15 protein-coding genes are annotated in these 14440 nt (G+C 41.0%); 7 read left to right on the top strand and 8 right to left on the bottom strand.

Annotation, left to right across the window (positions count from 1 at the left end; translation table 11 throughout):
* Nucleotides 1-121: 121 nt before the first annotated feature.
* The 7 genes from tadA to CMT41_RS12665 form a co-directional block, all read right to left on the bottom strand.
* Nucleotides 122-667, bottom strand: a complete 546-nt coding sequence (gene tadA, locus CMT41_RS12695; RefSeq protein WP_058027467.1) for a tRNA adenosine(34) deaminase TadA — start codon at nt 665-667, stop codon at nt 122-124.
* Nucleotides 664-1836 (bottom strand): radical SAM family heme chaperone HemW, encoded by a 1173-nt coding sequence (gene hemW, locus CMT41_RS12690; protein ID WP_232299959.1) that lies wholly within the window; start codon nt 1834-1836, stop codon nt 664-666. The genes tadA and hemW overlap by 4 nt, the downstream gene beginning before the upstream one ends.
* 7 nt (nt 1837-1843) lie before the next feature.
* Nucleotides 1844-2455 (bottom strand): RdgB/HAM1 family non-canonical purine NTP pyrophosphatase, encoded by a 612-nt coding sequence (gene rdgB, locus CMT41_RS12685; RefSeq protein WP_058027466.1) that lies wholly within the window; start codon nt 2453-2455, stop codon nt 1844-1846.
* Between the two features lie 152 nt (nt 2456-2607).
* Nucleotides 2608-3048, bottom strand: a complete 441-nt coding sequence (locus CMT41_RS12680; protein ID WP_057181639.1) for a DUF4426 domain-containing protein — start codon at nt 3046-3048, stop codon at nt 2608-2610.
* 372 nt (nt 3049-3420) lie between these two features.
* Nucleotides 3421-3966 (bottom strand): YggT family protein, encoded by a 546-nt coding sequence (locus CMT41_RS12675; RefSeq protein WP_057181638.1) that lies wholly within the window; start codon nt 3964-3966, stop codon nt 3421-3423.
* A gap of 58 nt (nt 3967-4024) precedes the next feature.
* Nucleotides 4025-4846 (bottom strand): pyrroline-5-carboxylate reductase, encoded by an 822-nt coding sequence (gene proC, locus CMT41_RS12670; protein WP_058027465.1) that lies wholly within the window; start codon nt 4844-4846, stop codon nt 4025-4027.
* Between the two features lie 16 nt (nt 4847-4862).
* Entirely contained in the window at nt 4863-5582 is a 720-nt protein-coding gene (locus CMT41_RS12665) for a YggS family pyridoxal phosphate-dependent enzyme (protein ID WP_057181636.1), read from the bottom strand.
* A 118-nt stretch (nt 5583-5700) separates the two neighbouring features.
* Here CMT41_RS12665 and CMT41_RS12660 point away from each other — a divergent pair, with 118 nt between their 5' ends.
* Nucleotides 5701-6744, top strand: coding sequence for a type IV pilus twitching motility protein PilT (locus CMT41_RS12660; protein WP_057181635.1), 1044 nt, complete (start codon nt 5701-5703; stop codon nt 6742-6744).
* A gap of 100 nt (nt 6745-6844) precedes the next feature.
* On the top strand, nt 6845-7972 hold the full coding sequence (locus tag CMT41_RS12655; RefSeq protein WP_057181634.1) for a PilT/PilU family type 4a pilus ATPase: 1128 nt from the start codon (nt 6845-6847) through the stop codon (nt 7970-7972).
* A gap of 450 nt (nt 7973-8422) precedes the next feature.
* Here CMT41_RS12655 and CMT41_RS12650 read toward each other — a convergent pair whose 3' ends face one another.
* Nucleotides 8423-8974, bottom strand: a complete 552-nt coding sequence (locus CMT41_RS12650; protein ID WP_057181633.1) for a hypothetical protein — start codon at nt 8972-8974, stop codon at nt 8423-8425.
* A 234-nt stretch (nt 8975-9208) separates the two neighbouring features.
* On the opposite strand from CMT41_RS12650, the gene cobT reads away from it, so the two are divergent.
* Genes cobT through CMT41_RS12625 form a run of 5 tightly spaced genes read left to right on the top strand, consistent with a single transcriptional unit; the run spans nt 9209 to nt 14330 of the window.
* Nucleotides 9209-10375, top strand: a complete 1167-nt coding sequence (gene cobT / locus CMT41_RS12645) for a nicotinate-nucleotide--dimethylbenzimidazole phosphoribosyltransferase (protein WP_058027464.1) — start codon at nt 9209-9211, stop codon at nt 10373-10375.
* Nucleotides 10372-11211 carry an adenosylcobinamide-GDP ribazoletransferase gene (locus CMT41_RS12640; RefSeq protein WP_232299958.1) on the top strand — a complete coding sequence of 280 codons (840 nt, stop codon included), beginning with the start codon at nt 10372-10374 and terminating at the stop codon, nt 11209-11211. The genes cobT and CMT41_RS12640 overlap by 4 nt, the downstream gene beginning before the upstream one ends.
* A complete protein-coding gene (gene cobU / locus CMT41_RS12635) occupies nt 11208-11774 on the top strand; it encodes a bifunctional adenosylcobinamide kinase/adenosylcobinamide-phosphate guanylyltransferase (protein ID WP_058027463.1) in 567 nt (188 codons plus the stop codon). The genes CMT41_RS12640 and cobU overlap by 4 nt, the downstream gene beginning before the upstream one ends.
* Nucleotides 11775-11809: 35 nt before the next feature.
* Nucleotides 11810-12730, top strand: a complete 921-nt coding sequence (locus CMT41_RS12630) for a histidine phosphatase family protein (RefSeq protein WP_232299957.1) — start codon at nt 11810-11812, stop codon at nt 12728-12730.
* Between the two features lies 1 nt (nt 12731).
* Entirely contained in the window at nt 12732-14330 is a 1599-nt protein-coding gene (locus tag CMT41_RS12625) for a cobyric acid synthase (protein ID WP_058027461.1), read from the top strand.
* Nucleotides 14331-14440 lie beyond the last annotated feature (110 nt).

Below are 14440 nucleotides of genomic sequence, written 5' to 3'. Positions count from 1 at the left end.
CGTTAAGAGGAATACTTATAAGTTAGCACAGGGTTCAATATTCGCCATCAATATTCGCCATCAATTTTTGTGCTCAATTTTCGGCTCATTCTATCTGACAGCTTATCGACTATATTTATCGTTAAAGAGAGGCTTTATCAGTAGCTTGTTTGGCTTGTTTTTTTTCTTTTCTGCGTCGTTTAAAAAAAGCAGATAGCAATTGGCTACACTGCTCTTGCATTATCTCTGTGCTTAATTCCAACTGGTGATTTAGTTGCGGGTTATTGACTAGGTTAAAAGCACTACCTGCGGCTCCTGTCTTAAGGTCACTGCAAGCATAGACTAAGCGCTTTATTCGGCTATGTACTAATAAACCGGCACACATAGGGCAGGGCTCAAGGGTTACATATAAAGTACAGTCTAGCAGTCGATAATTATTGAGAAACGTCCCCGCTTGTCTAATGGCATTCATTTCTGCATGGCTAGACGGATCGTTAAGCATAATAGATTGATTAAAGCCTTCTGCTATAATCTTGCCTTGATACACTACCACGGCACCAACTGGTATTTCATCGTGTTGCTCCGCTTGCTGTGCTAGCTCAAAGGCCCTTTGCATAAAGGTTAAATCAAGCTGGCGTTGCTGCTCAGCTTGATTTAACTGAGCGCTTGATGATGGTGCTAGCGTCATAAGAAAATCTCCAACAAATCATTTAAATATCTTTGTCCATGGTTAGTGACTCGCCAATATTCTTCATTGTCTATGACTTCATAAGCCATAAGTTTTTTTTGTTGAGCTTCTTTTAGTTGCGGTAGTACCGAACTGATGGCCAGGCCTGTGCTTGTTTGAAAATGCGCAACACTAAAAGTACGGAAAAGCCTTAACTGATTCATCATAAACTCAAACGGGCGGTCACTGTCTTCTACTTCTGATAATTGATCTAAGAAATCACGATTGTGATCTAAGTAGCCTTTAGGGTGCTTTACTTTGACCGTACGCATTATTTTTTGTGTTCGGCTATCGGAAATTTTGCCATGAGCGCCACAACCAATGCCAAGGTAGTCGCCGTATTGCCAGTAATTTATATTATGCTGACATTGGTAACCTGTTTTAGCGTAAGCTGAAATCTCATACTGGTGATAACCCGCTTCTTTGAGCAGTTCTACGCCCATATCTTGGATTTCCCACAAAACATCATCCACGGGTAATTTCGGTGGCTTAGAGTGGAAAATAGTATTAGGTTCAATAGTTAATTGATACCAAGAAATATGATGAGGATTCAGGCTAATGGCAATTTTTAAATCGTCTAAAGCATTGGCTAAAGACTGGTCAGGTAAACCATGCATTAGATCTAAATTAAAACTGCTGACGCCGCTATCTGTGGCAAGTTTTGCTGCTGTTTTGGCTTGATCGCTATCATGGATACGGCCGAGTTTTATTAACTTATCTGAAGCAAAGCTTTGTACACCAATAGAAAGTCGAGATACACCAGCGTTAAAAAAGCCAATAAATTTATCGGCCTCAACAGTACCAGGGTTGGCTTCTAGGGTGATTTCTATCTCGGCTTTATGGTCAAAGCGACTAAGAACCTGTGTTAGCAAGCTTTTAATCGATGCGGCTGAAAATAAACTTGGTGTACCGCCACCAATAAATATAGAGTGTAAAGAGCGCTCGGTTAGGTCAAACCGCTTAATGTCGGCATCTAAATCGGCAATTAAGGCCTCGACATAATCCTGCTCGGGAATGCTACTTTTAACCGCATGGGAATTAAAGTCACAATAAGGGCACTTTTCCACACACCATGGAATATGAATGTAGAGTGACAAGGGTTGATTTTCTAACATTATAACGGTACTCATGCTCACTTTATGCTCTCGCCTTAGCCAGTTGTGTAACCAACTTTGCTAATGCTTGACCACGATGACTGCGCGTGTTTTTTACTGCTCGTGGTAATTGCGCGGAAGTCATTTGCAAGTCACTTTGCCAAAAGACAGGATCATAACCAAAGCCTTGTTCACCTTGCTTGCTTCTAGTAATAGTGCCTTGCCAGACACCATGACAAATAAGTGGTGTTGGATCATTTTCATGTTTCATATAAACCAAAACACAATGAAAGCGAGCTGTTCTTTGCTCGTCAGGAGTATTGGCTAAAGCCGCCAGTAATTTATTGGTATTATCATCATCAGTAACTTGCCCTTGGGTGATATCTGCAGCGTAGCGAGCTGAATAAACCCCAGGCGCGCCATTTAAGGCATCAACTTCCAAACCAGAATCATCAGCAATCGCAGGTAAGCCGGTGATTTTTGCCGCATGACGGGCTTTAATGATGGCATTTTCGACAAAAGTCGTGCCTGTTTCGGCCACTTCAGCAACATCAAATTCACTTTGCGGTACTATATCAATGCCTTGCTCAGTCAATAAGTGGGCTAACTCTTTAACTTTGCCCAGATTTCCTGTGGCTAATACAATTTTGGACATGATGGTTACCTGTTTACTCGTTTTATTAATGATATTTTATGAGCGCTATTCTACCTTAAACAGTAATAGACTTGCTATATTTCGCTAAAATTAAGCGTAAAAAAAAGAGCTATATAAAGCTCTTTTTTAATAACCTGTTAGGGTGTTTTCGTTTAATCAACATAGAATTTTTGTGAAAATTTCAACTGCTGCTTTTCTTTGCCATCATTAATCATAATATCAAAATGAAGGGTTTCTTCATTGCGATAGCGAACTTGGGCTAGGTAATAAATAGCATTACCTTCTTTGACCTCGACAAAATCTAGATCTTTAAATTGCCCAAGGTTATTTTTAGCTTTACCGGTAATACTAACGGCTTTAGCAGGCGTGCCTTTTTTACTATTGTCTAATACCGATATATTGATTAAACCATTGTATCTGCTGCGCGTAATACCATAGGCTTTAGCTATTTCAGGGGTGAAAAATGTTGACCCAATAGCCATGTAATGTACATTCATTGAGCCTAGTTTTTTCATGTTTTCAGCGCTAACACTGGTCATCACAAACAAGCTAAGGCTAAGTGCGATAAGTAGTTTTATGATTGAAGTTTTCATGTGGATCTCCAAAAAAGTGTAGGGGACTCGAAACTGTGCTGTTACTTGTACTTAATTATATACCCGTTCAACTTCAAGGTGCAAGATTCAGTGGGAATTTAACAGACTTTAGGTAAGGCATTCATTTTAAATAATGGTTGTTGTTCCCTTATTATCATGAATAACGCGGCATAAAGCCTGTTAAAACCCACCCGAAGGGGAACACCGAGCAACATCCCTTCTTTGTTGCACCAATTTGTAAGGGAATGCCATGACTTCATTGGTGCGCCTAAAAGTGAAATTGCTCTGTGCTCCTGAACATGCATCTTGAAGTAGAGCGGGTATAGCACAGTTCCGAAGTAAATTAAGTTGATAAAGATGAGTTTAACTGTTTTATAGCGCGCCCCAATAAGGCAGTGAATTGGCCAATAATATATTGATGACATTCATCGCCAAAAATGCGACCAACATAGATAAATCTAAACCACCCAAATTAGGAATTATTTTGCGAAGTGGTCGTAAAAAAGGGTCCGTTAATTGGCTAAGAACCATTGACGTGGCATTATAACCTTTGACTACCCAACTCATGATAGCCATGATGATCATTAAAATAAACAGCAAAAATCCTGCTTGTTTTAATAACACTAATAAGCCAATGTAAAAGGCTAACACACCTAAACTTTCACCGGATAAAGCCGCAAGGGTGACAAATTTCAATGTTGCGACAATATATGCCACCAATATAGTTGCTAGGTCAAAACCACCTAACCCGGGAATAATTCGGCGCAGTGGTACCACTAATGGGTTACTTACTTTGACAATAAATTGGCTTAAGGGGTTATAAAAGTCTGCTTTAACCCATTGCAGCCAGACACGCATGATCAAAATCATTAACAAGGCGTCGAAGGCGAATCTCAGCAAATAAATAATTGCTTCCATTGGTTTTCCTCTAAGTAATTATAAGTTTTCTAATTAAAGTTGTGGTCATTGAAATGAACTATTTAGCCATTTCTTCAGCACGGGCAATGGCAGCAGCCATGGCATTTTTTACCATTTCTTCCATACCATCCTGTTTAAATTGCTCTATTGCCGCATGTGTTGTCCCACCTTTTGAGGTGACATTAGCACGCAAGGTACTGATAGCCTCGTCACTATGGGCGACCATTTGTGCGGCGCCAAGAGCGGTTTGTTGTACTAACATGCGGCTCTCTTGACTTGAAAAGCCTAAATGTTGCGCTTGTTTCTCCATGGCTTCCATAAACAAGAAAAAATAGGCTGGAGCAGAGCCAGCAACGGCGATAATATCATTAATCTTATCCTCTGTGGCCAGCCAAATGATTTTACCCACTGCCGTCATAAGCTGCTCGGCAATCGCCTTATGTTCAACGCTAACTTCATTTGAGGCAAATAAACCACTCATACCTAAGCCCAATTGGCACGGGGTATTTGGCATAACGCGAACCACAGGGGGCAGGTTATCCTTGCTGTTTTTTGATAAGGCTACTTGGATCTGTGCAACCGTTGTCCCCGCGGCTACCGAGATAAAAAGCTTTCCTGAAATACTGATAGCCTGACTTATTTGCCGACAAACCTCAGTGATAAGGTGTGGTTTAACACAAAGCACTACTACTTCGGCAAACTCACTGGCCTTGTTATTATCCTCCATTTGTAAAACGCCGAACTCTTGCGCCAGATTTAGTCTCTTGCTTGCTGATGGATTAGCCACCATGATGTTTTGTGGTGCAACACCTGAGTTGACTAAGCCAATAATAATCGCGCGCGCCATGTTACCGGCACCGATAAAGGCAATTTTGTTCATAAAGATAATCCTAAGGTTAATTTTTATATGTCCGTGCACCAAAAATGGCGCTACCAATTCTCACCATGGTTGAACCGTGGGCCACCGCTTGGGGCAAATCATTAGACATGCCTAAAGACAGGGTATCGACACTGGGGTAGTGTTTTTGTAATTGTATAAATAGTTGCTGCATTTTTTCATAGCAATCGTTACCGGCGTTTTTTTCAGGCACGGCCATTAAGCCACGTAAGGTGAGTTTATCACAGTTGTTAACAATGTCAGCGAGGGATAAAATGTCATCAATAGCAACGCCTGACTTAGACTCTTCATTGCTAATATTCACTTGTAAACAAATGTTTAGCGGAGTATTGTGACAATTATCATCTTGAATATGTTGATTTAGGCGCCGGGCAATTTTTTCTCTATCGACACTATGGACCCAAGAAAAATAACGGGCAATTTGTTTGGTTTTATTGGCTTGAATAGGACCAATAAAGTGCCAATTTAACTCAGGTAGATGTGCTAGCTGCGTTATTTTTTCTACGGCTTCTTGTAGGTAATTTTCACCAAAATCATGTTGTCCTGCTAAATATGCCTGTTCAATAAGTGCCGCAGGCTTAGTTTTACTGACTGCCAGTAGTGATACTGGCAGTGACTGCTTTACTTGTTCAGTATAAGGAATTAATCGACCACTTTGCTGGCAAGCTTGCTGGATTTGCGCTTTAATTTTATCAAGATTATCTTTTATGTTTATCATGTGAACTTAATGTGAACTGTTTTAACTTAACGTATTTTCTGGTTAGTATAACCTATTAAATTATTACCGATAAAAGATAAAAATATTATTTTGTATCACCCTATCAATAGAGGCTTTTATGGATATTACCGAACTACTTGCATTTAGCGTACAGCATAATGCATCAGATTTACATTTATCAACGGGGACACCGCCGAGTATTCGAGTGGATGGCGATATACGTAAACTCAATATCCCAGCTTTTGATGCTAAAGATGTCAATGCCTTAGTGTATGACATTATGAATGATCGTCAGCGTAAAGAATATGAAGAAAAGTTAGAAGTCGATTTCTCTTTTGAGGTGCCCAGTTTAGCGCGTTTTAGGGTTAATGCCTTCCATCAACATCGCGGTCCAGCCGCTGTTTTTCGTACCATTCCTAGTAAAATCCTCTCCCTTGATGACTTAGGTTGTCCGGAAATATTTCGTGAAATTTCCGATACCCCACGCGGCTTAGTGTTGGTTACTGGACCTACCGGCTCAGGTAAGTCAACCACCTTAGCGGCCATGGTTGATTATATCAACAGTACTAAACATGATCATATTCTCACCATAGAAGATCCTATTGAATTTGTTCATGAGAATAAAAAATGCCTAATAAACCAAAGGGAAGTACATCGTGATACTTTAAGCTTTTCAGCGGCATTGCGCTCAGCCTTACGTGAAGACCCCGATGTAATTCTTGTTGGTGAAATGCGTGATTTAGAAACTATTCGTTTAGCCATGACAGCAGCAGAAACGGGTCATCTGGTCTTTGGTACACTGCATACCACTTCAGCACCGAAAACCATTGACCGTATTATTGATGTTTTTCCCGGAGAAGAAAAAGCTATGGTGCGCTCTATGCTGTCTGAGTCACTGCGTGCGGTTATTTCACAAACCTTGATTAAAAAGGTGGGTGGTGGTCGTGTTGCCGCCCATGAAATTATGATTGGTGTACCCGCTATTCGTAACCTTATTCGCGAGGATAAAATAGCGCAAATGTATTCTGCTATCCAAACGGGTATGCAACACGGTATGCAAACCATGGATCAATGTCTACAAGGCCTAGTCAATCGCGGCATCATTACTAAACAAGCCGCCATGGAAAAAGCGGTTGATAAAAATCAATTCATTGGTTTATAAGGTTGTTATACCCGTTACCAATCAAAGTGCACGTGCAACCGGTATCTTAATGGTAACGGGTATATGAGTGTATGTGAGTAAAAGAAATAGAGGTTATTAAATGAAACTGCATCAATTTTTAGAAAGAATGGTAAAACAAGACGCTTCTGATATGTTTGTTACCGCCAAAATGCCAGTGAGTGCAAAAATAAATGGTGAATTACAACCGATAGATGATGTGGTTTTAACTGCTGAAGAGTCTTTAGAACTCGTTCATGCTGCCATGAATGAAAAGCAGCAGCAGCAATTTCATACCGAAAAAGAATGTAACTTTGCCATAGAAATTGATGATATTGGTCGTTTTCGGGTCTCAGCTTTTTGGCAGCGGGATATGGCTGGTATGGTTATTCGTCGAATAGTTACCGTAATCCCCGATGTTGATGACTTAGGTCTACCGCCGATATTGAAAGACGTCATTATGTCTAAACGTGGCTTAGTGTTATTTGTTGGTGGTACGGGTACGGGTAAATCAACCTCGATGGCATCACTTATCGGTTATCGTAACCGTAACTCTTGTGGCCATATTTTAACCATTGAAGATCCGGTGGAATTTGTCCACGAACATGGTAAAAGTATGATCACTCAACGCGAAGTTGGCTTAGATACCGTGTCATTTGATGCCGCACTGCAAAGTTCATTACGACAGGCGCCCGATGTTATCTTAATTGGTGAAATTCGTAACCAAGAGGTGATGGAGCATGCGCTTAGTTTTGCTGAGACCGGGCACTTATGTATCGCTACCTTACATGCTAACAACGCCAACCAAGCCATTGATCGGATTATGCATCTAGTACCTGCGGATCAACACGGTAAACTATTATTTGATTTGGCCTTAAACCTGCGTGCTATTATTGCGCAACAACTAGTACCGACTAAAGATGGTCATAGCCGAGTTGCCGTCATTGAGGTCTTACTGAACTCTCCTTATGTAAGTGAACTTATCAAAAAAGGTGACATTGGTAGTATTAAAGAAGTTATGGAAAAGTCCAATGAGTTGGGTATGAAAACGTTCGATCAGGCGCTATTTAGCCATTATCAACAGGGGATGATTACGTATGCGGATGCCATACATCATGCTGATTCACCGAATGATTTACGGTTAATGATCAAATTACGTAATAATGAGCAAGGTGGCACCGGTGGTTTATCTGGCGTAACGCTTGATGGTTTTGAGCCGACAGATAACTAGTCAGATAGGGAGTAATCGCTATTGCATTACCGATTATAAACTGAAAGCTGATATTTACTTAGTTGCAAAAGTAAATATCAGCTTTTTTAATAAATGAAATAACCCGGTTAACTTGTATAAACTTTAAATATATACCCGTTACCATTCAAAGTGCTCGATTTCAGTGGGAATTAAAAGGGCTTTAGGCAAGGGAAATAATGGAAGCATAGTCATTCTATGGTTTAATTATTTAACGCGGTATAAAGTCATTTTAAACCCATCGAAGAAGCGTTTGAGCAACATCACTTCATCGTTGCTGTAACTCATAATGACGCGACATGGATGTAGCTTATTAGAGAATGCAGGAGCATATTCTCCTGAACAACCATTATTTCATCACAGCGCCTTGAATTGAAATTGCTCAAGCACTCTGAAACATGCATCTTGAATGGTTACGGGTATATACCTAACTTAATCTTTTTTCTTGCTTGGCTCGGTACTATTTCCTACATAATAGTACAGCGTCCAAGTTGTGGAAAATAAACCCGGTGTTGGCACTAAGTGTGTTGAAAAAGTTACCTGTTCACTCTGTTTCGCGCCATGATTGGTAAAACTTGCTTTCATACCATCATCGTGCCGTCTGTTACTTTCTTCTATTTGCCACTCATCACCTAAACATTCCTGGGTGATTCTTTTGGCACTGCGGTAATAGTTTTGAGCGGTTTCTTCATCAGGCGCCACTAAGCGACAAGAGTAGGTATGTTGCTTGCCCCCCCAGGAAAATACTTGGCAGTTTTCACCAAAAAGCTGATATTTAGCTTTCCATATATTACTGACTCTGCCGGCCACTTTAATCTCTTTAATTTGCTTAAAGTCATTATAATAGGCATTTTTAAGTTGTTCGAGTTTACTACATGGATTGGTAGTGGGCATGATATTAGCGGCAATCTTGGTATTTTGATTAACGCAACTGGTCAACAATATGCTGGCAAGGATAAGGGTACATTTTGTAATTGTTTTCATAAAATCATATCAGCCTGAGGTGGAATTTTAAGGTGAATATTTCTTACTAAAGGATGGTACAGAGTTTTAGCACTTTTTCCTAGTGAAGACTTTAGCGGAGCAAGCAATAATAATTTAAAACATTGCTGTAAATTAATCCTGCTATCATAGTGAAAAGAGTTATGTTTTTAATAAGTTAAATAGCTTAAAATAAGGTCATTGTATTTCTTTTTTACCCCCCTTAGACTAAACCTCATGATGCCAATCTCACCGTTAAGTAAAGCAACATTAGCCGTTATACAAACTAAAATTGACGAAAAAACGAAACCGCTAGGTGCCTTAGGTGCACTTGAACCCTTGGCTGTGCAACTCGCTTTAATTAGTGAGCAAAGACGAAAAAACCATGCCGATTTTGATAGCTGTAGCTCAGCTGATAAAGGTAATGGCCACATCAGCATTAAAATGCCGACCATGTTAGTCTTTGCGGGCGATCACGGCATCAATGAAGAAAAATTAAGTATTGCCCCCAGTGAAGTGACACAACAAATGCTACTCAATTTTTTACAGGGAGGGGCAGCAATAAATTGTTTTTGTCAAAGTAATGAGCTTGCGCTTAGGGTGATTGATTGCGGCATATTACAAGCCATTAACCCTAATGACATAGCGCAAGTTGACGATAACAGCGCAGGCGTTAAACTTATTGAGCAACGTCTTGGCGCAGGAACAAATAATTTTTCAGTCGGCCCAGCTATGTCTATTACTCAGGTAGAACAAGGCTTTGAACAGGCAGAAAAGCTTGTTAATGCGCAAGTAGCACAAGGTGTCGAGTTGTTATTACTCGGTGAAATGGGCATTGCTAATACTAGCTCTGCTGCGGCCTTAATGTCAGCGCTCACTTGTTTTAGTGTCGAGCAGTGTGTTGGTCGCGGTACCGGTATCACTGATGAACAATTAGCTAAAAAAACCACCTTGATTGAACATGCTTTACAACGAGTAAACCTAGCAGACAGTGCCGCTGAAACGTTAAATCAAGCTGAAATCACTGAGTTACTATCACAACTCGGCGGTTTTGAAATTGTGCAAATGGTGGCGGCGATATTAACAGCCGCCGCTAACACCATCCCCGTTGTCATTGATGGCTTCATTGTTAGCGTGGCCGCACTTGTTGCTCTGCGCTTAGATAAAAATGTAGCAAATTACCTTATCTTTGCCCATGTTTCCGAAGAAAAAGCCCATCAGCTATTACTGAGTGAACTACTGGCGGCACAAACGTTAACTAAGCAAGGTGGTCAAGCCTTATTAAATCTAGGTTTGCGTTTGGGGGAGGGCACAGGTGCCGCACTTGCTTATCCTCTGATTAAAGCTGCAGCAAGCTTTTATAATCATATGGCCAGCTTCGAAAGTGCGGGTGTGACCGTGTGATTAAGCCGATAAAAGGCCAGCTAATAGAAAATCTGCTCGAGAACGTAAAAGCTCAACTGAATTTATTTTACTTGGCGCTAAGCTTTTTTACTCGTTTACCTGTGCCTAAAACCATGATTTATTCAGAGGCCTTACTGAATAAAGCTAACCGATACTTCTCTTTAGTGGGGTTAGTCACAGGTTTGTTGCTCGGCTTAACGTATGTCGGTTTGAGTCACTTTTTACCGGTCAATGTCGCTATTTTGTTAATTATGGTGATAAGTTTGCTATTAACCGGCGCTTTTCATGAGGACGGTTTAGCCGATATGGCTGATGGCATAGGTGGCGCATTCGCCAGAGAAAAACGATTAAGTATAATGAAAGATAGTCGTATTGGTACCTATGGTGCTGTCACTTTAGTGATGGCTTTGCTATTTAAATTCACTTTGTTAGTAGAGCTAGCTCAACAGGATAGTAACCACTTACTTTTAGCGATTGTTTTAGCGGCAAGCTTGTCTAGAGCGGTTGCGGGCAGTCTGATTTCTAGCCTGCCCTATGTCAGTAATGATGAGCAAAGTAAGAGTAAACCCTTAGCGCAAGCACAGTCATGGGCAGAATTAACTCTGCTGCTCTTGATAGGTCTAGCCCCGCTAATTTTTTATGCCAGTGAAGTGGTTTTTTCTTTGTTATTGGTGTTATTGTTTTTTCGTTGGTTTTTCAAACAGTGGCTTATGGCTAAAATAGGTGGTTTTACCGGCGATTGTTTAGGTGCCGCACAGCAAATTGCTGAGTTGCTTATATATTTAACCCTAGTTGCCTTTCTCCATAACGATACTTTAACGGGAGTTATGGGGTGATTCATTTTGTGTTAGGCGGTGCTCGCTCGGGCAAGTCGAAATATGCCGAGCAACAAGTGCAAACGTTGGCAAGCAAGCTAAATAAATCCGCGGTTTATATTGCTACGGCAACCGCCATTGATGTTGAAATGGGCAAGAGAATAAAGCAACACCAAAGTGATAGAGGTGATAGCTGGCAATTAATGGAATGCCCATTAGCGCTAGCGCAAATGTTGACTGATCTTGATAACAACAATGTCTATTTATTGGATTGCTTAACGTTGTGGTTGAACAACCAACTTTATGCGGTACATGAGGCAAGTAATGTCCAGCAGAGTAAGCATTTACAAACTGAGATAGATAAGTTAATGGCGTCTTTAAGCTCAGTAAAGACAGAACTTATTATTGTCAGTAATGAAATTGGCTTAGGTGTTGTGCCTATGGGTGAATCGACGCGATTATATGTTGATTATTGTGGTTGGTTAAACCAAAAGGTTGCTGGCCTTGCCGATAAAGTTACCTTGGTAACCGCCGGTATTCCGCTAAATATAAAAAACAGTCATGAGTGCCAAGATGACTATTAAAATACTAGTTGTTAAAAGGACCGCCATGAAGATGATTGCTAGTTTTGCTGGTAATTGACTTAATAAGGCATGTTAAAGTTGTAGGCCAGCCAGCTTTATATGGCTGTACTGATGTCGCTCCTGTTGCTAGTGATAATAGCCGTTTACTTAAATATTTAGTTGGCCAACAAAAAACCGCCCATGCCTACCAGAGTATTATTTGTTCGCCTTTAAGGCGCTGCCAGCTTTTAGCTACAGAATTTTCACAGCTATGCCAATTACCGTTAGCGATATCAGTAGGTTTACAAGAGATGAATTTTGGCTGCTTTGATGGTGTACCTTTTGATGATATACCTTTTGACGCTAAGCCCCTCGACTCTGTCCTCTTGAGCGAAGTGCCGGTGAACTCAATAGCGGTTAAAGAAGTAGGCTTGGAAAAAGTACCTGGGGATGAAGTCCTTTCTTGTGGCGGGCAAGATCATAACATAAGTAACCAAGAGCAATATTTTAAGCAGGTAAAAGCTAAAGCGCATTGGTCACAACTTGAAGCGTTTTTTCAGGCTCCGGCTGAGGTAATATTACCTCAGGCTGAGGCCTTAGCTGACTTTCACTCTAGAGTGATGAAGGCTTGGCAAAACGTGTTAACGCAACAAGTGGCTATTGCCACTGAGCAAGCCGAAAATTTTCATGCTAAGCCGCAAGGGCCATTAGCAAAAAAAACGCCAGCAGTGAGACGTGTGTTAGTTATCGTCCATGGCGGCGTTATTCGCATGATACTGGCGCATATATTACAGCTAGATTGGCAACAAGCAAGCTGGTACCAAAAATTACAGATAGGCCATGGCAGTCTCTCGCGGATTTGTATAAGCCAGCCTTATCAAGATAAAAACCAAGCTCAGCACTTATATCCACAAGCAGAGCAACTACTACATCAACAAGTGACGACTATTGCCATGCCGCTGCTTGAGGACTTTTAATATGCCAGCTAAGCAAGGTAACACTCATACTAGCGATACTCCCTTTACGTTCGCTAAATCAGCTCAAGGTAAAACCTTGATGGTCCAAGGGACTACTTCTGACGCGGGGAAAACTACCTTGGTGGCCGGCCTTTGTCGTTTGTTTGCTGATTTACACATAAAGGTAGCACCTTTTAAACCGCAGAATATGTCGCTTAATAGTGCTGTTACCCCTTGTGGTGGCGAAATTGGTCGAGCCCAAGCACTGCAAGCCAAAGCTGCGCGTTTACCTTTAGAGGTCGACTTTAACCCTATTTTATTAAAACCTAATAGTGACACCGGTGTGCAAGTTATTGTGCACGGTAAGGTGCTTACTCATGGTGGTTCGTCGAATATGGAAGCGAGTGAGTACCAAGATTATAAAAAAACGGCTATGCACGCTGTGCTTAGTTCACATCAGTGTTTAATAGAAAAATATGACTTAGTCGTGGTTGAAGGTGCGGGCAGTCCAGCAGAAATAAACTTACGCGAGGGTGATATTGCTAATATGGGTTTTGCTGAAGCAGTCGATTGCCCCGTTTTGATCATTGCTGATATTGATAAAGGTGGTGTTTTTGCCCAATTGGTCGGTACCTTGATGTTATTGTCACAATCAGAGCAAGACCGAGTGGTTGGTTTTGTCATTAATCGCTTTCGAGGTGATATTAAGTTACTTGAGTCTGGCTTGACCTGGTTAGAGAAAAAAACCAATAAACCTGTGTTAGGGGTGTTACCTTTTTTGCATGGTTTAGATATTTCTTCAGAAGATGCCTTAGTGACCCAGCAAACGTCAGAAACAGGAGAATCGTCTACAGCCAAAGTGCGCATTGTAGTATTAGTTTATCCTCACATGAGTAATCATACTGATTTTGATGCCTTACGCCATCATAAAGATATAGATTGCCAGTTCCTGTTTGCTAAAGGCGTTGCAGGTGATAACAGTCCTGAAAAAATCGCGATTCCTCCGTGCGAGTTGATTATTTTACCTGGTAGTAAAAATGTCCGTAGTGATCTCACTTTTTTACGTCAACGTGGTTGGCATGATGATGTCGCCAAACATTTGCGTTATGGCGGTAAAGTGATAGGTATTTGTGGTGGTTATCAAATGTTGGGTGAATTGATTGTTGACCCAGAAGGATTAGAAGGGCAAGCGGGGAGTAGTAAAGGACTAGGCTATTTTGCCATGAAGACAGTATTAAAGCGGGAAAAAACCTTGCTTAATGTTTCCGCGATATTACAACTTGCTCAGCAAAGGGTTGAAATTAGTGGCTATGAAATTCATGCCGGTGAAAGCACCTTGATTAATGATGGCGCAAAACCGTGTCACTATTTACTTGATATGCAAGGTGAGGATCAAGGCTTATTAAGTGACGATGGGCAAGTCGCTGGTTGTTATTTACACGGTCTATTTGATCAACCTGCGGCACTACAGCTCTTTATGCTGTGGCTTGGTTATGAGGTCAGCAAAGCGCCGAGTGTAGCGGAACTGGAAGAGCAAGCTATTGAACGGGTAAGTAAAGCCTGTCAAACACATTTGGATATGGTAAAAATAAAACAAATAATAACCGACTGGTACAAATAACTAAAAAATATAGCGGCTATTATTTATTGCCTTGATGCCTTGATGCCTTGATGCCTAATGTAGCAAGTCCCTTAAAACCAACCGTGACAAAGTTAATGATCGGATTAGTG

The sequence above is a fragment of the Colwellia sp. MT41 genome, assembly GCF_001444365.1.
In the GTDB taxonomy this organism is placed as follows: Bacteria; Pseudomonadota; Gammaproteobacteria; order Enterobacterales; family Alteromonadaceae; genus Colwellia; species Colwellia marinimaniae.
The sequence above is the reverse complement of the archived record's forward strand: the minus strand, read 5'-3'. Positions and strand labels throughout refer to the sequence as shown.

Bases quoted from the DNA above. Each gene is read 5' to 3' on its own strand.
- tadA (WP_058027467.1), bottom strand. From the start codon at position 667: ATGACGCTAGCACCATCATCAAGCGCTCAGTTAAATCAAGCTGAGCAG.
- hemW (WP_232299959.1), bottom strand. From the start codon at position 1,836: ATGAGTACCGTTATAATGTTAGAAAATCAACCCTTGTCACTCTACATT.
- rdgB (WP_058027466.1), bottom strand. From the start codon at position 2,455: ATGTCCAAAATTGTATTAGCCACAGGAAATCTGGGCAAAGTTAAAGAG.
- CMT41_RS12680 (WP_057181639.1), bottom strand. From the start codon at position 3,048: ATGAAAACTTCAATCATAAAACTACTTATCGCACTTAGCCTTAGCTTG.
- CMT41_RS12675 (WP_057181638.1), bottom strand. From the start codon at position 3,966: ATGGAAGCAATTATTTATTTGCTGAGATTCGCCTTCGACGCCTTGTTA.
- proC (WP_058027465.1), bottom strand. From the start codon at position 4,846: ATGAACAAAATTGCCTTTATCGGTGCCGGTAACATGGCGCGCGCGATT.
- CMT41_RS12665 (WP_057181636.1), bottom strand. From the start codon at position 5,582: ATGATAAACATAAAAGATAATCTTGATAAAATTAAAGCGCAAATCCAG.
- CMT41_RS12660 (WP_057181635.1), top strand. From the start codon at position 5,701: ATGGATATTACCGAACTACTTGCATTTAGCGTACAGCATAATGCATCA.
- CMT41_RS12655 (WP_057181634.1), top strand. From the start codon at position 6,845: ATGAAACTGCATCAATTTTTAGAAAGAATGGTAAAACAAGACGCTTCT.
- CMT41_RS12650 (WP_057181633.1), bottom strand. From the start codon at position 8,974: ATGAAAACAATTACAAAATGTACCCTTATCCTTGCCAGCATATTGTTG.
- cobT (WP_058027464.1), top strand. From the start codon at position 9,209: ATGATGCCAATCTCACCGTTAAGTAAAGCAACATTAGCCGTTATACAA.
- CMT41_RS12625 (WP_058027461.1), top strand. From the start codon at position 12,732: ATGCCAGCTAAGCAAGGTAACACTCATACTAGCGATACTCCCTTTACG.